Annotated in this window: 21 protein-coding genes and 1 pseudogene; 14 read left to right on the forward strand and 8 right to left on the reverse strand. The window is 62.8% G+C overall.

All coding sequences use genetic code 11. The annotated features are described in order from the left end of the window. Together QU481_RS18760 and prpB are read right to left on the reverse strand one after the other, a co-directional pair. Positions 1-827 (reverse strand): citrate/2-methylcitrate synthase (locus QU481_RS18760; RefSeq protein WP_289831529.1); only part of this gene is annotated, 827 nt, incomplete at its 3' end. A gap of 50 nt (positions 828-877) precedes the next feature. Continuing rightward, the gene (prpB, locus tag QU481_RS18765) at positions 878-1,765 is read right to left on the reverse strand and encodes a methylisocitrate lyase (RefSeq protein ID WP_289831530.1); all 888 of its coding nucleotides are present in this window, start codon (positions 1,763-1,765) and stop codon (positions 878-880) included. Between the two features lie 309 nt (positions 1,766-2,074). On the opposite strand from prpB, the gene rpoE reads away from it, so the two are divergent. The 14 genes from rpoE to nagZ all read left to right on the forward strand — a co-directional run bounded on the left by rpoE (position 2,075) and on the right by nagZ (position 14,531). Beyond that, positions 2,075-2,674 carry an RNA polymerase sigma factor RpoE gene (gene rpoE, locus QU481_RS18770; protein WP_289831531.1) on the forward strand — a complete coding sequence of 200 codons (600 nt, stop codon included), beginning with the start codon at positions 2,075-2,077 and terminating at the stop codon, positions 2,672-2,674. Positions 2,675-2,676: 2 nt separating this feature from the next. Further along, positions 2,677-3,153 (forward strand): sigma-E factor negative regulatory protein, encoded by a 477-nt coding sequence (locus QU481_RS18775; RefSeq protein ID WP_289831532.1) that lies wholly within the window; start codon positions 2,677-2,679, stop codon positions 3,151-3,153. Next, positions 3,153-4,118 (forward strand): MucB/RseB C-terminal domain-containing protein, encoded by a 966-nt coding sequence (locus QU481_RS18780; RefSeq protein ID WP_289831533.1) that lies wholly within the window; start codon positions 3,153-3,155, stop codon positions 4,116-4,118. Before QU481_RS18775 ends, QU481_RS18780 begins: the two co-directional genes overlap by 1 nt. Further along, positions 4,115-4,582, forward strand: a complete 468-nt coding sequence (locus tag QU481_RS18785) for a SoxR reducing system RseC family protein (RefSeq protein WP_289831534.1) — start codon at positions 4,115-4,117, stop codon at positions 4,580-4,582. The genes QU481_RS18780 and QU481_RS18785 overlap by 4 nt, the downstream gene beginning before the upstream one ends. Next, positions 4,564-5,988: a DegQ family serine endoprotease gene (locus QU481_RS18790; protein ID WP_289831535.1), complete on the forward strand. Its 1,425-nt coding sequence runs from the start codon at positions 4,564-4,566 to the stop codon at positions 5,986-5,988. The genes QU481_RS18785 and QU481_RS18790 overlap by 19 nt, the downstream gene beginning before the upstream one ends. Beyond that, positions 5,985-6,224, forward strand: coding sequence for a glutaredoxin family protein (locus QU481_RS18795; protein ID WP_289831536.1), 240 nt, complete (start codon positions 5,985-5,987; stop codon positions 6,222-6,224). Before QU481_RS18790 ends, QU481_RS18795 begins: the two co-directional genes overlap by 4 nt. Positions 6,225-6,285: 61 nt before the next feature. Continuing rightward, on the forward strand, positions 6,286-8,079 hold the full coding sequence (lepA, locus tag QU481_RS18800; RefSeq protein ID WP_289831537.1) for a translation elongation factor 4: 1,794 nt from the start codon (positions 6,286-6,288) through the stop codon (positions 8,077-8,079). Beyond that, positions 8,080-9,051: a signal peptidase I gene (lepB, locus tag QU481_RS18805; protein ID WP_289831538.1), complete on the forward strand. Its 972-nt coding sequence runs from the start codon at positions 8,080-8,082 to the stop codon at positions 9,049-9,051. Between the two features lie 229 nt (positions 9,052-9,280). Continuing rightward, on the forward strand, positions 9,281-9,949 hold the full coding sequence (rnc, locus tag QU481_RS18810) for a ribonuclease III (protein WP_289831556.1): 669 nt from the start codon (positions 9,281-9,283) through the stop codon (positions 9,947-9,949). Beyond that, a complete protein-coding gene (gene era / locus QU481_RS18815; RefSeq protein WP_289831539.1) occupies positions 9,946-10,836 on the forward strand; it encodes a GTPase Era in 891 nt (296 codons plus the stop codon). Before rnc ends, era begins: the two co-directional genes overlap by 4 nt. Positions 10,837-10,915: 79 nt before the next feature. Beyond that, positions 10,916-11,647: a DNA repair protein RecO gene (recO, locus tag QU481_RS18820; protein ID WP_289831540.1), complete on the forward strand. Its 732-nt coding sequence runs from the start codon at positions 10,916-10,918 to the stop codon at positions 11,645-11,647. A 47-nt stretch (positions 11,648-11,694) separates the two neighbouring features. Next, on the forward strand, positions 11,695-12,432 hold the full coding sequence (gene pdxJ, locus QU481_RS18825) for a pyridoxine 5'-phosphate synthase (protein WP_289831541.1): 738 nt from the start codon (positions 11,695-11,697) through the stop codon (positions 12,430-12,432). A 7-nt stretch (positions 12,433-12,439) separates the two neighbouring features. Further along, positions 12,440-12,823 carry a holo-ACP synthase gene (gene acpS, locus QU481_RS18830; protein WP_289831542.1) on the forward strand — a complete coding sequence of 128 codons (384 nt, stop codon included), beginning with the start codon at positions 12,440-12,442 and terminating at the stop codon, positions 12,821-12,823. Between the two features lie 622 nt (positions 12,824-13,445). After that, positions 13,446-14,531: a beta-N-acetylhexosaminidase gene (gene nagZ / locus QU481_RS18835; RefSeq protein WP_289831543.1), complete on the forward strand. Its 1,086-nt coding sequence runs from the start codon at positions 13,446-13,448 to the stop codon at positions 14,529-14,531. A gap of 207 nt (positions 14,532-14,738) precedes the next feature. On the opposite strand, the gene QU481_RS18840 is transcribed toward nagZ, so the two are convergent. From QU481_RS18840 to QU481_RS18865, 6 genes and pseudogenes are all read right to left on the reverse strand, one after another. After that, positions 14,739-15,734 carry a glutathione S-transferase family protein gene (locus tag QU481_RS18840; protein WP_289831544.1) on the reverse strand — a complete coding sequence of 332 codons (996 nt, stop codon included), beginning with the start codon at positions 15,732-15,734 and terminating at the stop codon, positions 14,739-14,741. Positions 15,735-15,862: 128 nt separating this feature from the next. Next, positions 15,863-16,274 (reverse strand): annotated as a pseudogene (locus QU481_RS18845) (transposase); the annotation flags it as partial. A 333-nt stretch (positions 16,275-16,607) separates the two neighbouring features. Next, on the reverse strand, positions 16,608-18,041 hold the full coding sequence (gene eat / locus QU481_RS18850) for an ethanolamine permease (RefSeq protein WP_289831545.1): 1,434 nt from the start codon (positions 18,039-18,041) through the stop codon (positions 16,608-16,610). Between the two features lie 246 nt (positions 18,042-18,287). Then, entirely contained in the window at positions 18,288-18,995 is a 708-nt protein-coding gene (locus tag QU481_RS18855; protein ID WP_289831546.1) for a gamma-glutamyl-gamma-aminobutyrate hydrolase family protein, read from the reverse strand. After that, entirely contained in the window at positions 18,988-20,154 is a 1,167-nt protein-coding gene (locus QU481_RS18860; protein WP_289831547.1) for an iron-containing alcohol dehydrogenase, read from the reverse strand. Before QU481_RS18860 ends, QU481_RS18855 begins: the two co-directional genes overlap by 8 nt. A gap of 63 nt (positions 20,155-20,217) precedes the next feature. Beyond that, positions 20,218-21,603, reverse strand: a complete 1,386-nt coding sequence (locus QU481_RS18865; protein WP_289831548.1) for an aldehyde dehydrogenase family protein — start codon at positions 21,601-21,603, stop codon at positions 20,218-20,220. Position 21,604 lies beyond the last annotated feature (1 nt).

The raw sequence follows: 21,604 nt of genomic DNA on the forward strand, positions 1-21,604 counted from the left end.
GGGTCGGCGATGGTGTACACCGGGTGGCCGAAGCCGATCACCACTTCCTTGCGCTCGACGCGGGCACGGATGTCCGCCTCGGCTTCATCCGGGTTCTCGTAGCGCTGCTGGATCTCGAACGCCACCTCGTTGGCGCCGCCATGCTTCGGACCGCGCAGCGCGCCGATGGCGCCGGTGATGCTCGAGTACATGTCCGACCCGGTGCCGGCGATCACGCGGCCGGTGAAGGTCGACGCGTTGAATTCGTGCTCGGCGTACAGGATCAGCGAGGTGTGCATCGCCCGCACCCACAGTTCGCTCGGCTTCTCGCCGTGCAGCAGGTGCAGGAAGTGGCCTCCGATCGAGTCGTCGTCGGTTTCCACGTCGATGCGCTTGCCGTTGTGGCTGAAGTGGTACCAGTACAGCAGCATCGAGCCGAACGAGGCCATCAGCCGGTCGGCGATGTCGCGCGCGCCGGCGATGTTGTGGTCGTCCTTCTCCGGCAGGGTACAACCGAGCGCCGACACGCCGGTGCGCATCACGTCCATCGGGTGCGCCGAGGCCGGCAGCGCTTCCAGCACCGCCTTCACCGACGCCGGCAGGCCGCGCAGCGCCTTGAGCTTCTGCTTGTAGCCGGCCAGTTCCGCCGGGTTCGGCAGCTTGCCGTGCACCAGCAGGTAGGCCACTTCTTCGAATTCACAACGCTCGGCGATGTCGAGAATGTCGTAGCCGCGGTAGTGCAGGTCGTTGCCGGTGCGGCCCACGGTGCACAGCGCGGTGTTGCCGGCGGCGACGCCGGACAGGGCAACCGACTTCTTCGGTTTGCTGACGAGGGTAGCTTCGCTCATCTGGGGTTTCTCCTTAATGCAGACTCGATCTGAATGGCTGGATCGGGGGCTTACTTGTTCTTGCCGTCGGCAAACAGCGCGTCGAGCTTCTGTTCGTAGGCGTGGTAGCCCAGATGCTCGTACAGCTCGGCACGGGTCTGCATGGTGTCGACCACATTCGCTTGGGAACCGTCGCGGCGGATCGCCTGGTAGACGTTCAGCGCCGCCTGGCTCATCGCGCGGAACGCCGACAGCGGGTAGAGCACCATGCCGACGTTGGACGACGCCAGCTCCTCGGTGGTGAACAGCGGGGTGGCGCCGAACTCGGTGATGTTGGCCAGGATCGGCACCTTCACCGCCTCGGCGAAGCGGCGGTACATCGCCAGATCGGTCATCGCCTCGGGGAAGATCATGTCGGCGCCGGCCTCGACGCACGCCACCGCGCGCTCGATCGCCGCGTCCAGCCCCTCGACCGCCAGCGCGTCGGTGCGCGCCATGATCACGAAGCGGTCGTCGCGACGCGCATCCACCGCCGCCTTGACGCGGTCGACCATCTCGGCCTGCGGCACGATCGCCTTGTTCGGGCGGTGACCGCAGCGCTTGGCCTGCACCTGGTCCTCGATGTGCACCGCGGCGGCGCCGGCTTTTTCGACGGCGCGGACGGTACGGGCGATGTTGAACGCGCCGCCCCAGCCGGTGTCGATGTCGACCAGCAGCGGCAGTTCGGTCACGTCGGTGATGCGGCGGATGTCGATCAGCACGTCTTCCGGCTGGGTGATGCCCAGGTCGGGGATGCCGTTGGAGGCGGCTGCGACGCCGCCGCCGGACAGGTAGAGGGCCTTGAAGCCGCTGTGTTCGGCGAGCAACGCGCTATACGCATTGATGGCGCCGACGATCTGCAGGGGGTGTTCCTGGGTGAGGGCGATGCGAAAGCGCTGGCCAGGGGAGAACTGAGACATCTGGGGGAGCTCCTCTTTACAGATGAACTGGAGTAATTGCTCGTCATTCTAGCAAGCGCTTGGTTGTAAATGGAACCCCTCTGGGCATTTTTTGTCGGAGCGGGGCAGCTCTGTTAAGGTTCGGGCATTCGTTGCCGGCCGTCAGGTTTTGCGGCACGTTGGTCGCGAGGCTTTGCGATGCTGTCTGGCCTGACACAACACTGGCGCAGACGGCGGGGGAACTCGGCACCGGCCGTGTGGTCTAGTCTGTGCCCGCCCAGCGATCTCACAACAATTAAGGGCCGGCGCATCAGGGAGCATTACAACGACATGAGTGATCGGGATATCGATCAACAGTTGGTGGAGCGTGCGCAACGAGGCGAAAAAAGAGCTTTCGACTTGCTGGTCGCTAAGTATCAGCGCCGCCTCGGCCGTTTGCTGTCCCGGTTCATTCGGGATGGCTCCGACATCGACGACGTGACCCAGGAAGCCTTCATCAAGGCATATAGGGCATTGCCGTCATTTCGAGGGGAAAGTGCGTTCTATACCTGGCTGTATAGGATTGGCATTAACACCGCCAAAAATTTTCTGAGCGCAAGCGGGCGCCGCCCGGTAGTGGGCAGTGAGGTAACGGACGAAGACGGCGAGACCTACGACATGACGTCGCAGGTTCCCGACCTGAATACGCCCGAATCCGAGCTGATGAACAAGCAGATCCTGCAAACCGTCAACGCGGCTGTTGAGGCGTTGCCGGAGGAACTGCGGACTGCCATTACCCTGCGGGAAATGGACGGCTTAAGCTACGAAGAGATAGCCAGCGTGATGAATTGCCCGATCGGCACCGTTCGATCGCGGATTTTTCGCGCGCGAGAAGCCATTGCTGCAGAACTCAGGCCGTTGCTGGACACAGCGAAAAACAGAAGGTGGTAGGTATGAAGGAATCGGTATCCGCTTTGATGGATGGCGAACTCGACGGACACGAGGCCGCCAAGGTCGTCACAGCGCTCGGTAGCGACGAGTCGCTGAAAGAGCTATGGGACAGTTATCACATGATCGGGGACGCGATGCGGGCCAATACGATCCTGTCGGTGAATGTCCGTCAACAGGTGGCAGAACGACTGACCGACGAGCCGACCGTGCTGGCGCCGCGCCGCTGGTTTGGACAAGCTCGCGCGCGCCAGCTCGGCGCCGCCGCGCTGGCCGCCAGCGTCACTTTCGCCGCGGTGGTGGCATGGCAGCAACTGGGCAGTGCGGGGGCGCCACACGCCGAATTGGTGGCCGCCAATACGCCGGTAGACGTGCAACGCGTGCAGCCGGGCCGCGACGATCCCTATCTGATGGCTCATCAGGAAATGTACTCCGACCCTAACGTGATGCGCGTCGCCTTGGGTAGCGGAGGTCGCAACTGATGCATCGTATTTGCTGTATCACGGGTGGCGTGCTGCTCGGCGTCTCCCTGGTCGCGCATGCCGGCGATGACTGGCAGCCGTTGCGCAAGGCTGCGCAGGCCGGACGGCAGCAACCGCTCAACGGTACCTATTTGCACCAGATGAGCGGTGCGCTGGAAACCTTTCAGGTCTACCGTGGCGTGGTTGACAATCAGCTGACCGAGCGGCGCGAGTCGCTTGACGGCCTGCCGCGCGAGATCCTGCGCCAAGGCAACGATGTCACCTATTTCGCGCCGGACGCGCGCGCGCTGACGGCGGCGCGCTACAGTGCAGTGCGACTGTTTCCTGCCGTGTTGCCGGACAACGTCGACGGCTTGGCCGCGTCGTATACGGTCAAGCGGCTCGGCAGCGACCGGGTGGCGCGTCACGACTGTGACTGGTATCTGCTCAAGCCGAATGATGGTCTGCGTTATAACCAGCGCTTCTGCCTCGATAGTGTGACCGGCATGCCGCTGAAGGCGGTGATGCTGCTACCGCGCAGCAATGAGGTAGCCGAACAGTACACCTTCACCGATGTGGAGCTGACGGCGCCGAAGGATCGTTCGGTATACAAGTCGCACTACAAGCTCAGCTACACCCAGCGCGGCGGTGCTCAGTCTCCGGCCCCCTCCACGGTGCCGCCGGTCGTGACGTCGGTCGACGTCACCGGTTTGCCGCCGGGCTTTAAGCTGTTGCGCGCAGTCGAGCGAACCATGCCCAGTGGCGACAAGGCCCGCCACCTGATGTATACCGACGGGCTGGTGATGCTGTCGCTGTTCGTCGAGCCACAGTCGGGCGACCCTCGTCCCGATCGTGCCAACGTGGTACAGGGGGCGCTGTCCATCGCGTCGCACAGCGTTGACAACATGCAGCTGACACTGGTCGGCGACCTGCCCGAGCAAAGCCTGGCTAGCCTGCTGCGTTCGATCAAGGTTAGCCTGAAATGATCGAAACCCAGGCGCGCGTGATACGGCTGGAATCCGGCCATGCCTGGGTCGAACCGCGTCCGCACACTCCATGCGGGCAGTGCGACCCAGTGCATGGCTGTCGCTCGCTCGCGATAGCCAGGATGTTCAGCCCCAACGGCCCGGCGTTTCGTGTAAAGAACCCGCTTGATGCTGCAGTTGGCGACTGGGTAACCGTATCCGTCCCCGAGCGTGGTATGTTGCACAGCGCGCTGCTGATGTATCTTGTGCCGCTTATCGGTCTGTTTGTTGGCGCTGCCGCAGGCGCGCTGGCGAGCGAGACCGTGTCGGTGCTCGCCGGTCTTGCCGGTTTTGCCGCCGCGCTGGTCGCGGTGCGGCGCGTTTCGCGTGGATTTGGCCAACGCCCCTTGTTCCAGCCGGTGATCACCGAGCGTGTTGATGCCCTTGCCTTAATTTCGGAGAGACCATGCCGATCAAAAAGCTGATCGTAACCGCTGTTCTGGCGTCTACCGTCGCACTTGGCCCGCAGATGGCCACGGCGGCGGTTGCCAACCTTCCCGATTTCACTCAGTTGGTGCAGGACGAAGGGCGTGCCGTCGTCAATATCAGTACCAAGCAGACTGTGCGCGAATCGGTCGCTGAAGTGCCCGACGGGATGGCCGGCGATCCGTTCTTCGAATTCTTCCGCCGTTTCGCGCCGCGCCAGCAGCGCGAATTCCAGGCGACCTCGCTCGGCTCGGGCTTCCTTATCTCCAAAGAGGGCTATGTGCTGACCAACTCGCACGTGGTCGCCAAGGCCGACGAGATCACAGTCACGCTGACCGACAAGCGCGAATTCAAGGCCAAGCTGATCGGCTCGGACGCTCGTACTGACGTGGCGCTGTTGAAGATCGACGGCGCTGGTGACTTGCCGGTGATAAAAGTCGGCGACGACAAGGCGTTGAAAGTGGGCGAGTGGGTGGTGGCGATCGGCTCGCCGTTCGGTTTTGATAACTCGGTGACTGCCGGCATCGTGTCGGCCAAGGGCCGCCAGCTTCCGGACGAGAACTATGTGCCGTTCATCCAGACCGATGCTGCAGTCAACCCTGGCAACTCGGGCGGTCCGCTGTTCAATATGAACGGCGAGGTGGTCGGCATCAATTCACAGATCTACAGCCGCTCTGGCGGCTTCATGGGCATCTCGTTCGCCATTCCGATCGATGTAGCGATGAACGTGGCCGATCAGCTCAAGACCAAGGGCAAGGTCAGTCGTGGTCGCATCGGCGTGACCACCCAGGAAGTCAGCAAGGCGCTGGCTTCCTCCTTCGGCCTGCCCCGGGCGAACGGAGCCCTAGTCACCAATGTCGAGCACGGTGCGCCCGCCGACAAGGCCGGCCTGAAGCCGGGCGATATCCTGCTGAAAGTCGACGGGCAGGCAATCCAGTCCGGCGGCGATCTGCAGCGCGCGATCGGCGCGATCTCGCCGGGCAAGCCGGTGACGCTGGAAGTGTGGCGCAACCGTGCCAGCCGTAACATCACCGTGGTCGCTGCAGAGCTGAAGGACAGTGACCCGCACGTGGCAGAGCGGGAGGCCAACAAGCCGAAGGCGGCAGAACCGGCTGCGCAGACGATGAGTCAGGTCGGCCTAGTGGTCAGTGAACTGTCGGCGCAGCAGTTACGCCAAGCCGGTGTGCCATTTGGTCTGCTGGTGCAGCGCGCTAACCAGGCGGCACAGCGCGCCGGCATCTTGGCCGGCGACGTGATCGTCGGCATCGGTAGCCAACAGCTCGCCAGTGCCAAGCAGCTGTTCAACGAGATCAACAGCGCCAAGAAGGGTAGCTCGGTTGCGCTGCAGGTGCTGCGCCAAGGGGCGACGCTGTTCGTGGCGCTGCCGGTCGGGGAGAGCACGTGAGGCTGACGCTGTACTTTCGCGAGTACTGCAGCCTCTGTCACCAGATGTTGGCCGAGCTCGCGCCGTGGCAGGCGCGGTTCGGCTTCGACATCGATGTGATCGACGTGGACAGCGATCCGGTATTGGAGGCGCGTTTCAACGAGCTGGTGCCGGTGTTGATGGATGGCGAGACCGAAATCTGCCACTGGCATCTGAACGCCGACAGCCTGGCTGCACATCTTGGTGAAATCCGTTAAAATTCCCGCCATTAACGAACATGAGGGCACGTCTGCGTGCCCTTAACTTTTGTGTGACTGCATGAACCACATTCGCAATTTCTCGATCATCGCTCATATCGACCACGGCAAATCGACGCTGGCCGACCGCTTTATTCAATTCTGCGGCGGGCTCGAACTGCGTGAAATGAGCGCGCAGGTGCTCGACTCGATGGATATCGAGAAAGAGCGCGGCATCACCATCAAGGCGCAGACCGCGGCGCTGCAGTACAAGGCACGCGACGGCCAAGTCTACAACCTGAACCTGATCGACACCCCGGGACACGTCGACTTCAGCTACGAAGTGTCGCGTTCGCTGTCCGCCTGCGAGGGCGCGCTCCTGGTGGTGGACGCCTCGCAGGGCGTCGAGGCACAGACCGTGGCCAACTGCTACACCGCCATCGAGCTGGGCGTGGAAGTGGTGCCGGTGCTTAACAAGATCGACCTGCCTGCGGCCGAGCCCGAGCGCGTGTCGCAGGAGATCGAGGACATCATCGGCATCGAGGCGACCGACGCGGTGCGCGCCTCGGCCAAGTCCGGCATCGGCATCGAGGACATCCTCGAGACCGTGATTGCGAAGATCCCGCCACCGAAGGGCAACCCGGACGGCCCGCTCAAGGCGCTGATCGTTGACTCCTGGTTCGACAATTACGTCGGCGTGGTGATGCTGGTGCGCGTGATCGACGGCAGCCTCAAGCCCAAGGACAAGATCAAGTTCATGGCCACCGGTGCCGAGCACCTGTGCGAACAGGTTGGCGTGTTCACCCCGAAGTCGGTGCAGCGCGACAGCCTGAACGCCGGTGAAGTGGGTTTCGTGATCGCCGGTATCAAGGAACTGAAATCGGCCAAGGTGGGCGATACCATCACGCTCGCGGCCAAGCCGGCTGACGAGCCGCTGCCGGGCTTCAAGGAAGTGCAGTCGCAGGTATTCGCCGGTCTGTATCCGGTGGAGTCGCACGACTACGAGTCGCTGCGCGACGCGCTGGAAAAGCTGCAACTGAACGACGCGGCGCTGAAGTTCGAGCCGGAAGTGTCGCAGGCGCTGGGCTTCGGCTTCCGCTGCGGCTTCCTCGGCCTCTTGCACTTGGAGATCGTGCAGGAGCGCCTGGAGCGCGAGTTCGACATGGACCTGATCACTACCGCGCCGACGGTGGTGTACGAGGTGCTGATGAAGGACGGTACGCTGCTCGAGGTGGAGAACCCATCCAAGCTGCCGGACCTGTCGAAGATTGACGAGATCCGTGAACCGATCATCACCTCGACCATCCTGGTGCCGCAGGAGTTCGTCGGCGCGGTAATGACGCTGTGCAACCAGAAGCGCGGCGTGCAGCGCAATATGCAGTACATGGGCCGCCAGGTGATGCTGACCTACGACCTGCCGATGAACGAAGTGGTGATGGACTTCTTCGACAAGCTGAAGTCCACCAGCCGCGGCTACGCCTCGCTCGACTACGAGTTCAAGGAATTCCAAGCCGCTGATCTGGTCAAGCTCGACATCCTGGTGAACAGCGAGAAGGTCGATGCCTTGAGCTTGATCGTGCACCGCCAGACTTCGGTGTACCGCGGCCGTGCGCTGGCGGCGAAGATGCGCGAGCTGATCCCGCGCCAGATGTTCGACATCGCGGTGCAGGCGGCCATCGGCAGCCAGATCATCGCGCGCGAAACCATCAAGGCGCTGCGCAAGAACGTGCTGGCCAAGTGCTATGGCGGCGACATTACCCGTAAGAAAAAGCTGCTCGAGAAGCAGAAAGCCGGTAAGAAGCGCATGAAACAGGTCGGCAACGTGGAGATTCCGCAGACCGCCTTCCTGGCCATTCTTCAAGTGGGAGACAAATAAGTGGGCGGGAATCTGTTCTGGGTAGGGGTGGCTGCGGCAGTGATCGGCCTGGTGCTGATCATGCTCGGCGGCAAGAAGCAGCCAGGTGCCAAGGATTATCCGGCGTCGATCCAGTGGGGTTATCTCGCGCTGGTGATCGGCGGCTTCGTGGTGCTGTCCGACCTGATGAGCTTCACCGCGGTGATGTTGCTGTTCGTGGTAATCACCGGTGTCGTCTGGGCGCTCGATAAGTTCATGTTGGCCAGAAAGCGCGCCGCCGAAGGCCGCGAAGCCGGACACTTTGTCGACTACTCGCGCGGCTTCTTCCCGGTGATTCTGGTGGTGTTCCTGCTGCGCTCCTTTCTGGTCGAACCGTTCCAGATTCCGTCCAGTTCAATGCGTCCGGGCCTGGTGGTCGGTGATTTCATCCTGGTCAATAAGTTCACCTACGGCATCCGCGTGCCGGTACTCAACAGCGTCGTGGTGCCGATGGATCCGGTGAAACGCGGCGATGTGGTGGTGTTTAATTTCCCGCCGAATCCGAAGGTCAACTACATCAAGCGCGTGGTCGGGCTCGCCGGCGATACGGTCGAGTACCACAACAAGCGCCTGACGGTGAACGGCAAGCCGGTGCAGACTGTCGAAGATGGCACGTACGACTACCTGGAGCGCGGTCTGGCGATGATCCACAATAAGCAGTTCTTGGAAACTGTGAACGGCAAGAGTTACAAGACGCTGGATATTCCGGAGTTTCCGCCGGTGGCGCTTGGCCAGGTGCAGGATTTCCCGTACCGAGACAACTGCAGCTATGATGACAGCGGATTCACCTGCAAGGTGCCGGCTGGTCACTACTTCATGATGGGCGACAACCGCGACAATAGCCTGGACGGCCGTTACTGGGGCTTCGTCGACGACAGACTGATGGTCGGTAAGGCCTTCCTGATCTGGATGAACTTCAGCGACTTTTCGCGTATCGGCACCCGAATCCACTGAGAGAGTACTGACATGGAAATGAATGTAATTACCGTTAGACGCCAGACGGGCCTGACCATTATTCAGCTGATGGCGTTGCTGATGGTGGTGGGCATTGTACTGGGTGCGCTGGTCAAGCACTTCACTGCCTGATGCTGCAAACCCTGCCGCCGGTGGGCGCCTGTCCACCGGCTAACCGCTAGTACATCGTATACCCGTGAAAGACTCCAACCGATTCCAGCGCCTGCAGATGGCGCTGGATTATTCATTTGGTCAGCCGGATTTGCTGCGGCAGGCGCTGACGCACCGTAGCTTCGGCTCACCCAATAACGAGCGCTTCGAGTTCGTCGGCGATAGCATTCTCAACTACACCGTGGCGCGGATGCTGTACGACGCTTTTCCGAAGTTGACCGAAGGTGAGCTGTCGCGGCTGCGTGCTAACCTAGTCAACCAGAACACGCTGGCCGAGATCGCACAGCAGTTGAAGCTAGGCGATGACTTGTTCCTCGGCGAGGGTGAGCTGAAGAGCGGCGGCTTCAACCGTCCATCCATTCTGGCCGACGCGCTCGAGGCAACTTTCGCCGCCGTCAGCTTCGATGCCGATTTTGCCCGGGCCGAGCAGGTGGTGCGCCGCCTGTTCGCCGAGCGGATCGCCACCATCGATCTGACCAAACAGGCCAAAGACGCCAAGACCCGGTTGCAGGAGGCGCTGCAGGCGCGCCACTTGGCGCTGCCGAAATACCGCATCCTCGCGCAGACTGGCGAGGCCCACGAGCAATGGTTCAAGGTCGAGTGCGACCTGGGCGAGCTCGCTATTGAAACCACCGGCGAGGGCGGCAGCCGCCGCGCCGCTGAACAGCAGGCGGCGGAGGTGGCGCTCGAGCGCTTGGCCGCCCGCTATCCGCAAGGCAAGAAATGATGGACATGAACTACCACTGTGGCTTCGTCGCGATTGTCGGCCGGCCGAACGTCGGCAAGTCGACGCTGATGAACCACCTGATCGGCCAGAAGGTCAGCATCACCTCGAAGAAGGCGCAGACCACCCGTCACCGCGTCAATGGCATCCACACCGAAGAGGCCGCGCAGTTCATCTTCGTCGACACGCCGGGCTTCCAGACCTTTCACCGCAACGCGTTGAACGACGTGCTCAACCAGAGCGTCAAGGACACGCTGTCCGACGTCGATTGCGTGCTGTTCGTGCTGGAGGCCAAGCGCCTGACCGGTGCCGACCGCGAGGTGATCGCGCTGTTGCCGAAGCACCGTCCGGTGATCCTGGTCGTCAACAAGGTTGACAAGGTCAAGGACAAGCAGGAACTGGCCGACTTCATCGAGGAGTGCCGCGCTGAGTTCGAATTCGCCGATGTAGAGGTGGTCAGCGCCAAACACGGTCATCGCCTGGCCGATCTGCTCGACAAGGTGCGCCCGCACCTGCCGGAATCGCTGCCGCTCTATCCGGACGACATGATTACCGACAAGAGCGAACGCTTCCTCGCCACCGAGATCGTGCGCGAGAAACTGTTCCGCTACCTCGGCGAAGAGCTGCCGTACGCGATGACCGTCGAGGTCGAGCTGTGGGAAACCGAAGGAGAGATGTACCGCATCCATATCGCGGTGCTGGTCGACCGCGACAGCCAGAAAGGCATCCTGATCGGCAAGGGTGGCGAGAAGCTGAAGAAGATCTCCACCGAGGCGCGCCTCGACATGGAACAGATGTTTGAGCGCAAGGTGTTCCTCAAGGTCTGGGCGAAGGTCAAGTCTGGCTGGGCCGACGATGTGCGCTTCCTCAAGGAGTTCGGGCTTAGCTGAGCCGATTTGGCCAGCCGCGCGCTAGCAAGGCTGGCCGAGCCGCCCGACTCTTCATTCCGCCACCACTTCCCATCCTCCGATGAGCCAACCGGGTAAGATCGACCGCCAGCCGGGCTATGTGCTGATGTCGCAGCCGTGGCGTGAAACCAGTCTGCTGATCGAGGTGTTGACGCGTGACTACGGCCGCCTGACGCTGGTGGCACGTAGCGCACGTCGCCCGCAGTCGACGCTGCGCGGTGTGCTGATGCCGTTCGCGCCGCTGGAGCTCGCCTGGTTCGGCAAGACTGAACTGCGTACCCTGCACTCGGCCGACTGGCTGGGCGGGGTGCCGCAGCTGTCCGGCATGACATTGCTGTCGGGTTTCTACCTGAACGAGCTGGTGGTGAAGCTGACCGCCCGCGACGACCCGTATCCCGAGCTGTATTTCGCCTATGATCGCGCTGTGCATGCGCTCGGCGCCGGCGACGAGCTCCCCACAGTGCTGCGCCGCTTCGAGCTGGCGCTGCTGGCCTCGCTCGGTTACACCCCGACTTTCGACCGCGATGCGTTAGGCCAGCGCATCGACCCCGAGCAGGGCTATGCCTGTCAGGCCGACGGCTTGCCCGAGCCGCTCAACGGGCGTACCGTGGTGGCCGAATCCGAGATCGTGCCCGGCGCAGTGCTGCTGGCACTGGCTGCCGACGACTTCAGCGAGCCAGTCACCCGCCGTGCTGCACGCCGACTGACCCGGCTGTGGCTCGACAAACAATTATTCGACTGCCGCCTTGCCACCCGCGAGCTGCTGCAGACGATCACTGGCCTGTCCGACTGACGCGCAGCCTCGCGCGGCCGGGCGGCGTAACACCGAAGGAACCTGTCATGATTCTGTTGGGCGTCAACATCGACCACGTCGCTACGCTGCGCCAAGCGCGCGGCACCCGCTACCCGAGTCCGATCGAGGCCGCGCTGGTAGCGGAGACCGCCGGCGCTGACCTGATCACCCTGCATCTGCGCGAGGACCGTCGCCACATTCAGGACGACGACGTCGTGGCGATGAAGCAGGTGATCAAGACCCGCATGAACCTGGAGATGGCGCTGACCGAGGAGATGCTCGCCAACGCGCTGAAGGTGCAGCCTGAGGACGTCTGCCTGGTGCCAGAAAAACGCGAGGAGCTGACCACCGAGGGCGGCCTTGATGTGATCCGCTACTTCGATCAGGTGCGTGACTTTACGCGCGTGCTTAGCGGCGCCGGCATCCGCGTCTCGCTGTTCATCGACCCGGACCGTGCGCAGATCGAAGCGGCACGAGACGCCGGTGCTGGCGTGATCGAGTTGCATACCGGCCGCTATGCCGACGCTCACAGCGCCGCGGAGCGCGAAGCAGAGCTCGTTCGCATTACCGAGGCGGCGGTGTTTGGCTCGCACATTGGTCACGTGGTCAACGCCGGTCACGGCCTGTCGTACCACAACGTCCAGCCGATCGCCGCGATCAACGAGATCGCCGAGCTGAACATCGGTCACGCCATCGTCAGTCATGCATTATTCGTCGGCTTCCCGCAAGCGGTGCGCGAGATGAAGCAGCTGATGCTGGAAGGTCGCCGCGACGCGTTGCGCTGAGTCGGTGATGATCTACGGTATCGGTACCGATCTGGCGCGTATCGTGCGTTTCGGCCAGCTGCTCGAGCGTCATGGCCGCGACACGGCGGCCCGGCGCATCCTGGCGCCGGCCGAGCTGGCCGACTATGCGGAGGTGGCTGACCCGGCGCGCTTCCTCGCCAAGCGTTTCGCTGCCAAGGAGGCACTGGGCAAGGCGCTGGGCACCGGCATCCGCGCCCCGGTGCTGCTGACTGCGATCGCGGTGACCAAGGACGCACTTGGTAAGCCGGGCTTTACACTCGACGCGCCACTACAGCAATGGCTGGCCGAGCACGGTGTCGGCCAGCTTCACCTGTCGATCAGCGACGAGGTGGAGCATGCGCTGGCGTTCGTGGTGGCCGAGACTGCCTAGCAGCCAAGTGCTTTCTACGACAGCGGCAATCGTGTCATATTGCCGCTGTTTTAATGCCAACGGTATTTTGTGTATCAATCGTCATCTCTAGCCGCTTTACCGAACGAATTCCACTCTTGGCTGTAGGGAAAATCCTGTTCGGTCCGCTACTGTTGATGCAGGCATGCCGGGTGTGTCGCACCAACCCGCGGTTGCCCGAGGCGGCCGTTCCCCGCAAAGGGCGGGCAGTTTCGAGACAGGGGAAACTGCTGCGCGGATTGGCGACGCATCGGCGGTCGACGTGGGCAACGGTCGAGGCGCTTGAGCACCGGGGCGAGGGCGCTAGTCTGCACTGGCCTGCCGTCGCTGCATATTCTACCGGCGGCCCTGCAACCGCTACGCTGGTAACTGGGGCTGTACGCGCGCAGACTCGACCGCGCGTTGCAGGCTGGGGGCGCGGCACAGCTCCGGCCGCATGCTATTGCTCGCTGCAATGGGCTGCCGATCCGGACACGATGGCGAGCGACAAATTCCACCCCGGTGTCGGGCAATACCGGCATGGGGTCAGCTTGGTAGCCAGGCTCATTCATGACTTGCTGCGCGCCGCGCCGATCGGCCCGCATTGAAACAAAGGACTCTACGCATGACGACTCCGCTGCACCTGCCGCGCGGCCCGCTGATGGTCGACGTCGATGGCTTTACCCTGACCGATGCGGAGCGAGAACGCCTGCGCCACCCGCTGGTTGGCGGGGTAATCCTGTTCCGCCGCAATTTCCAGGATATTGAACAGCTGCGCGCATTGACCGCCGAGATCCACGCGCTGCGCAGCCCTGCACTGCTGATTGCTGCCGACCACGAGGGGGGCCGGGTGCAGCGCTTCCTGTACGGCTTCACCCGTCTGCCGCCGATGCGCGTCCTCGGCGACATTTGGGCCGAGAGCCCGGACCAGGCAAAGAGCTTGGCCGAGACGGTGGGCTATGTGCTTGCTGCCGAACTCCGCGCCTGCGGTGTCGACTTGTCGTTCACGCCGGTGCTCGACCTTGACTGGGAGCGTTGCGCGGTGATCGGCAACCGCAGCTTCCATCGCGATCCGTACATCGTCAGCGAGTTGGCCCAGTCGTTGCAGAAGGGGCTAGCGCGTGGCGGCATGGGTACCTGCGGCAAACACTTCCCTGGCCACGGCTGGGTGGAGGGGGATAGCCACCACGTGATTCCAGTTGACCCGCGTACGCTCGACCAACTGCGTGTCGATGACCTGGTGCCGTTTGGCAAGTTGGCCGAAGCTGGGCTCTCCTCGGTGATGCCGGCTCACGTCGTCTATCCGGAAGTGGACGGCCAGCCGGCCGGCTTCTCGCACCGCTGGTTGCAGGAAATCCTGCGCGGTGAGCTGAAGTTCGACGGGGTCATCTTTTCCGATGATTTGTGCATGGAAGGCGCGGCTGGCGCTGGTGGCATCACCGAGCGCGCCGAGGCAGCATTTGCTGCCGGCTGTGACATGGCGCTGGTCTGCAACCGCCCGGACCTAGCCGATCAGGTACTGGCCGAGCTGAAGAAGCCGAAACAGCCGAAGTTGGCCGAACGCCTGGCGAGAATGGCGGGTCAGGGAGAGGTCGTCGATTGGCAGAAACTCGTCGCCAGCGATGAGTTCAAAGAGGCACAGGCGGTAGTGCACTCGCTGGCGATGCCGCCCGATGCGTTGAAGGGGCCGGCGGTTGGTGAGGCGCACTGACGTTTCCGGACGGAAGATAGTAAAAAGCCACGGCTAGCCGTAATGCCGTTCACTTAAGCCGTTCAGTCCGGATTTTAGCTTCGAAGAACGCTTGGAAGTAACAAAAAAGCACCGTTTTTCCACCTTGGTGGGCGGTGCTTTTTCCTTAAGTGAACGGCATTACGGCTAGCCGTGGCTTTTTACATGGGGGCTGGCGTTAGAGTGGTATCAGGCGCGAGGCTTGCCTGCGAGACTCTCGCGCTGATGAGGGGCCAGGAAGTCCAGCACTGGGCCAGTGGGGACGATGCCGGCCGGGTTAAGGGCGAGGTGGCTCTCGTAGTAGTGGCGTTTGATATGGCCGATGTTCACCGTATCGGCGATGCCCGGTAACTGATAGATGTCGCGCGTATAGGCGGACAGGTTCGGGTAATCGACAATCCGGCGCAGATTGCACTTGAAGTGGCCGACGTATACGGCGTCGAAGCGTACCAGCGTGGTGAACAGCCGGATGTCGGCTTCGGTCAGCTGGTCGCCGACCAGAAAACGGCGGCTCGCTAGCAGGCCCTCCAGCCAGTCGAGCGTGTCGAACAGCGGCACGACGGCCTCCTCGTAGGCGGCCTGGCTGGTGGCGAAGCCCGCCTTGTAGACGCCGTTGTTGAGCGTGTCGTACACGCGGGCGTTGATCGCGTCGATTTCCTCGCGCAATGCGAGTGGGTAGTAGTCGTCGGGTGTGGCGCCGAGCCTATCAAACGCGCTGTTGAACATGCGGATGATTTCAGACGACTCGTTGCTGACGATGGTGCCGCGTTGCTTGTCCCACAGCACCGGTACGGTGACACGGCCGGTGTAGTGTGGGTCGGCGCGCGTATAGACCTGATGCAGCACCTGCGCACCATTGACCGTATCGGGGATGACACCTGGGGCGTCAGCGAAGGTCCAGCCCTGTTCGCGCATCAGCCAGTGCACCACCGACACCGAGACCAGCGATGTCAAGCCCTTGAGCGTGCGCATGATCAGCGTGCGGTGCGCCCAGGGGCAGGCTAGGCTGACGTAGAGGTGGTAGCGGCCGGGTTCGGCGGCAAAGCCACCGTCGCCGCTCGGGCCGGGCGCTCCGTCCGGGGTCACCCAGCGGCGGAAGGCTGCCTCTTTGCGCACGAAGCGACCGCCGCTGGTGGCGGTGTCATACCACACATCCTGCCATTGTCCGTCTACCAGCATTCCCATCGTTGTGTTCCTTGCTGTGTTCGGGCCGCCCTTCGGCTGCAATATTGTAGCCCCCGGCTAACTGCCATGACGGGTGGGACGGGCAGGGGGCGACATATTGGACGATTTTCCACGCATTGCGAATCTCCGCATAGCTGCACACTGGTCTGCAGGAATACCGCCCTGATGACTTCGGGGAGGCCCTTCAGGCCATCCATGCAGGCGACGAAGATGTCCTGCAGCCGCGATTGTGCCACTCAGTCACTACCTGCAACCAGAATTTGGCCTCCCCATTTGGGGCGGATCCACAGGCCGAGGATTGCCTTCTCGCCGGCTATGTAGATGCCAAGCGTCAAGTACACTGCCTTTACCCACACGGCGCCTTCACGCACCTTGGTGTGGATGCAGTCGAGGTAGACGATGGGGTAGGCTCGTATCGAGCGGACGTGATGGCCAAGCTTTCACCTTGTCGGCTACCGCGTCGGTACCGAACGAGATCAGGCTGGAGACACCGGCGCCCTACATTTCCTGCAAATGAGCCTGAATCTCGCGTACCGCCATGTCCTGTGTGTGTTACCACGGGGATCGGTCGCGGGCGGATGCCGGCCATGCCCAATGGGGAGGGGAATCTGTGCATCCAGCGCACGCTCAGCCAGTTTCTGGACTGCCCCGACAACAGTAGACACTTCCGGCTTATGAGAGAAGTTTTGTTAGCGGCTCTTATCGCTGGCAACCTGCATCGCCTACTTCATACTTTGACAGCATGGCAGCCTGACCTTCCTCAACCATTGGCATATATGGTTTCCGACCAATCTCAGCCATGCGCCATAACAAAAAAATGACTGCTTTCACATCCGAAAGCAGCCATCTAGGGGCTAGTAAACCAAGTACGATTCAGTCGTCAGTAGAGACTAAAGAAGTTTGCAGCGTTACCTCTTCGAGAGAGCCAGTGCCCTCCAGCATTTCATCCTCTGGCGCTGCATCACGCAGATGCTTGGTGGACAGAAAGTATCCGTAGCCAGCGGCCATGGCGACCACGAACACGGCGAATACCAGTGGATTCAGCCAGGCCATGGTCACCAGCGATACTGCAGCGATCACCAGCGCGATCAGCGGGAACAGCGGGTAGATCGGGGCACGGAACGGGCGCTCTAGCTTCGGCTCGCGGCGGCGCAGGCGGAACAAGCTGAGCATGGACATGATGTACATCACCAGCGCGCCAAACACTGACATGGTGATGATGTTGGCGGTCAGTGTCTGTCCGCCAAAGGTCACCAGCTCATCGCTAAAGATGGCAGTGATGCCTATGATGCCACCCAGAATGATGGCAAGGTGCGGGGTCTTGAAACGCGGGTGCACTCGGGCAAGCACGCCAGGCATGTAGCCCGCACGGGCCAACGCGAAGATCTGGCGCGAGTAGCCCATGATGATGCCGTGGAAGCTGGCAATCAGGCCGAATAGGCCGATCCATACCAGCATGTGCATCCAGCTACTGTTGTTGCCCACCACGATCTTCATCGCTTGCGGCAGCGGGTCATTGAGGTTAGCCAGCTTGCGCCAGTCACCCACGCCCCCAGCAAAGATCATCACGCCGATAGCCAGTACGGTCAGGGTGAGAATGCCGCCGATATAGGCTTTCGGGATGGTACGGCGGGGATCTTCTGCTTCTTCTGCTGCCATGGCTGCGCCTTCGATGGCAAGGAAGAACCAGATGGCGAACGGAATGGCACCCAGGATGCCCAGTATGGCGGTGTGGTTTAGCACATCGCCGCCAGCCCAGCCATTGGCGGTGAAGTTGGATATAGAGAAGCCGGGGCTGACTACTCCCATGAATACCAGCAGCTCACCGATGGCCAGCACCGTGACAAACAGCTCGAAGTTAGCCGCCAGCTGCACGCCCAGAATGTTCAGCGCCATGAACACGATGTACGCCCCCACGGCCGCTATTTTCGGGTCTAGCCCTGGGTACTGCACGCCCAGATAGGCGCCGATGGCCAGTGCGATGGCGGGCGGGGCGAACACGAATTCGATCAGCGTGGCAGCACCAGCGATGAAGCCACCAGTCGGGCCGAAAGCCCGGCGTGCATAGGCGAACGGGCCGCCGGCATGCGGAATCGACGTTGTCAGCTCTGTGTAGCTGAAGATAAAGGTGGTGTACATCGCGGCGATCAGCAGCGAGGTCACCAGAAAACCCAGCGTACCAGCGCTGGCCCAGCCATAACTCCAACCAAAGTACTCCCCGGAAATCACCAGACCAACAGCGATACCCCACAGATGAATGGTCTTGAGGCTGGGTTTCAGCTCTCGCACGACCTTTTGCTTCTCCATGACTTCTCCTTTGATCGCAATCTACTTGCACGGTGGCTTGCGCCGCTTTGCCTGTCCGGTCTGACGCCGGTTGTGACTGCCAGGCGAGTAGCGGCAGCCGTGGCTGTCCCGACACGGCCGCCGCGAATACTGCGTTCCTGCGCGGAGCTGCCGGCAACACTCTCGGGCAAGCCCGTGGCCTGCCTGCCGTCACGGAAGGTACGGCAGGGCGAGGCTGCAGGGCTGTAGAGGTGTTGCTGGCGGGGGTCAGGCCGTGTTGCCGGCGGCCAGGTGTACCAAGTGGTCGAACAGTGCTTGCTGGCGCGCGTCATTCGCCGCGGTGATCTCCGGGTGCCACTGCACCGCGGTCAGCTGCGGGTTGCCCTGCAGCTCCACCGCCTCGATCACCCCGTCCGGCGCCCATGCCACCGGTACCAGGCCTTCGCCCAGCTGGTCTATCGCCTGGTGATGCCAGGATGCCGATTCGCTGTGCTCGCCCAGCAAGCCGGCGAGGCAGCTGCCGGGCTGTACCCGCACCGCGTGCGGCACCGGCTCGCGCGGCGGCGCGCGATGAGGGATGCCATCGCCCACCACGTCCGGCAGGTGCAGGTGCAGGGTGCCGCCCAGCACGGTATTCACCAGTTGCAGGCCGCGGCAGATCGCCAGCGTCGGCAGCCGGCTGGCCAGCACCGCGCGGGTCAGCGCCAGCTCGGTGTCGTCGCGCTTAGGGTTGAGGTTGTAGATGGTGGGGTGGTCGCCACCGTCGTAGCGCGCCGGCTCGATGTCACCGCCGCCGATCAGCACCACACCGTCCAGGCGCGCCAGCCAGGCATCCACCATGTCGGCGCCGACGTGCGGCAGCAGCACCGGCGCACCACCAGCGCGCACCACCGCCTGTACGTAGAGTTCCGGCGTGTGCGGGCCGTGGTCGGGGTCAGGCGGGTAGGTCGTCAGACCAATCACGGGTTTAGCCATGGAGCTTGCCCTCGCAGGCGGCACGGAAGATGGCCGCATAGTCGTCGGCGGACAGCGGTAGTGGGTTGCCGCCGTCGCTTGGGTCCTGCTTGGCGGCGATGCCGATCATCTCGGCCTGGCTGATGCTGATGCCGATTTCCGTCAGGGTGTGAGCGATGCCGAGCTTGGCGCGCAGCTGCAGTATCCAGCTGAGGAAGCCGTTGAAGCTGGCATCAGCGAGACCGATGTAGCGCGCGGCAGCGGTGATGCGCTCCGCGATGGCCGGGCGATTCTTCACCAGCACATAAGGCAGCAGAATGGCGTTGGCGAGGCCGTGGTGGGTATCGAAGTGTGCGCCGATCGGGTGAGCTAGCGCATGCACGCCGCCCAAGCCCTTCTGGAAGGCGGTGGCACCCATGATGGAGGCGGTCAGCATGTGCGAGCGTGCTTCCACATTGTTGCCGTTGTCGCAGGCTGCTTCCAGCCAGTCGTGCACCAGACGCATACCTTCCAGTGCTACGCCCTGGGCAATCGGGTGGTAGAACGGTGAGCAGAAGGCTTCCAGATTGTGCACGAAGGCATCGATCCCGGTGGCGGCGGTGAGGTGGCGTGGCAGGCCGCAGGTCAGTTCCGGGTCGGCCAGCACCAGTTTGGGCAGCATGGCCGGGTGGAAGATGATCACCTTGCGATGCCCATTTTCATCGATGATCAGCGAGGCGCGGCCCACCTCGGAGCCGGTACCGGCGGTGGTGGGTACCGCGATGGTGGGCGCCACGCCAGCCACGTTGACGCGGGTCCAGTTGTCGCCCACGTCCTCGAAGTCCCACAGCGGGCGGTCCTGACCGACCATTAGCGCAATGGCCTTGCCCACGTCTAGCGCGCTGCCGCCGCCGACGGCGATCACGCCGTCGTGACCACCCTCCTTGTACGCGGCGACGCCGGCATCCACGTCGCGGCCAACCGGGTTGGGGCGTAGGTCACTGAATACGGCGGCGGAAAGGCCGGCACTTTGCAGGTAGTCCAGCAGACGGCCGATGAGTGGCAGTTTGGCGAGGCCGGAGTCGGTCACCAACAGAGGGTGCTTGATACCCAACTCGGCGCACATTGCCGGTAGTTCGCTAGCGCGACCGGCGCCGAAACGGATGGCAGTAGGGTAATTCCAGTTGCCTTTCAATTGCATGGTGCGTGTCCTTTAGCTATGGCCCCCGCCGACAAAGGGGGGCGGCGGCGGGGAAGCCGTTAGTCAGTCTTTCAGATGGAAGGATTTGATGCGGGTAAGCTGGCTGTAGCCCAGAACCGACAGCGAGATGCCGCGGCCGGTGTCCTTCACCCCGGTCCAGGCCAGGGTCGGGTCCAGGTAGTCGCAGCGGTTCATAAACACGGTGCCTGTTTCCAGTCGTTCTCCTAAGCGGATGGCGGCATCGCGGTCAGCAGTCCAGATTGAGGCGGTCAGGCCGTAGCGGCTGTCATTCATCAGCTGCAGCGCTTGCTCGTCGCCATCTACCGGCATGATGCCGATCACCGGGCCGAAGCTTTCCTCGCTCATCACTCGCATGCCGTGGTGCACGTTCACTAGCACCTGTGGAGCCAGATAGGCGGTGCCCGGGGCATCGGCGACAAAGTGGCCGGCCGGAATCAGCGCCTGTGCGCCCTGGGCGATGGCTTCTGCCGTTTGCTGGCGCACGAAGGCGGCGGCACTGGCGCGCACCATCGGCCCCAGGTTAGTGTTGGCATCTAGTGGGCTGCCAAAGCGATAGGTCTTGGTCAGCTCGACGAAACCGGCAACAAAGTCGTCGTAGTGGCGGCGGTGCACGTAGATGCGCTCGATGCCGCAGCAGGACTGACCAGAGTTGAAGAAGGCGCCGTCCACCAGGTTTTCGATGGCAGAGGCCAGGTCGGCGTCCTCGCGTACATAGGCAGGGTCCTTGCCGCCCAGCTCTAGACCTAGGCCGATGAAGCGGTCGGCAGCGGCGCGCTGCACGGTGCGGCCGCCTTCCACCGAGCCGGTAAAGGCGACAAAGTCGATGCCTTCGCTGGCGACCAGCTGCAGAGTGGCGGCGTGATCCAGGTGCAGGATCTGGAACACGCCGGCCGGCAGGCCGGCAGCCTTGAATGCCTCGTCGAACAGTTCGGCCACGAGAGGGGTCTGGCTGGAGTGCTTCAGGATCACCGTGTTGCCGGCCACCAGCGCCGGCACGATGGTGTTGATGGCCGTGAGGAAGGGGAAATTCCACGGTGCCAGCACCAGCACGGTGCCCAGCGGCTCGCGGCGCAGGAAGCGCTCGAAGCCGGCCTTGGGGGCTGGACGCACGTCGGCCAGGCCTTCCTCGGCAAGTTCGATCATGGTACGGGCACGCTCTTCCAGACCGCGCACTTCACCCGGCGATTGACTGATTGGGCGGCCGATCTGGCGGGTGATGGCCTCAGCGATGCGCTCTCTGCGCGCCACCAGCTCATCCACTGCGCGGCCAACCATCAGCTTGCGTTCGGTCAGGCTGACCTGACGCCAGCTCTTGCGGGCAAGGCTGGCCGCATCCAGGGTGGCGCGTACCGCAGCGGCGTCGTGGTAGGGTCGTTGCAGCAGCTCACTGCCGTCTACAGGGGAGATAACGGAAAAGTGTTGGCTCATG

The organism is Crenobacter oryzisoli, assembly GCF_030385785.1.
Classification (GTDB): domain Bacteria; phylum Pseudomonadota; class Gammaproteobacteria; order Burkholderiales; family Chromobacteriaceae; genus Crenobacter_A; species Crenobacter_A oryzisoli.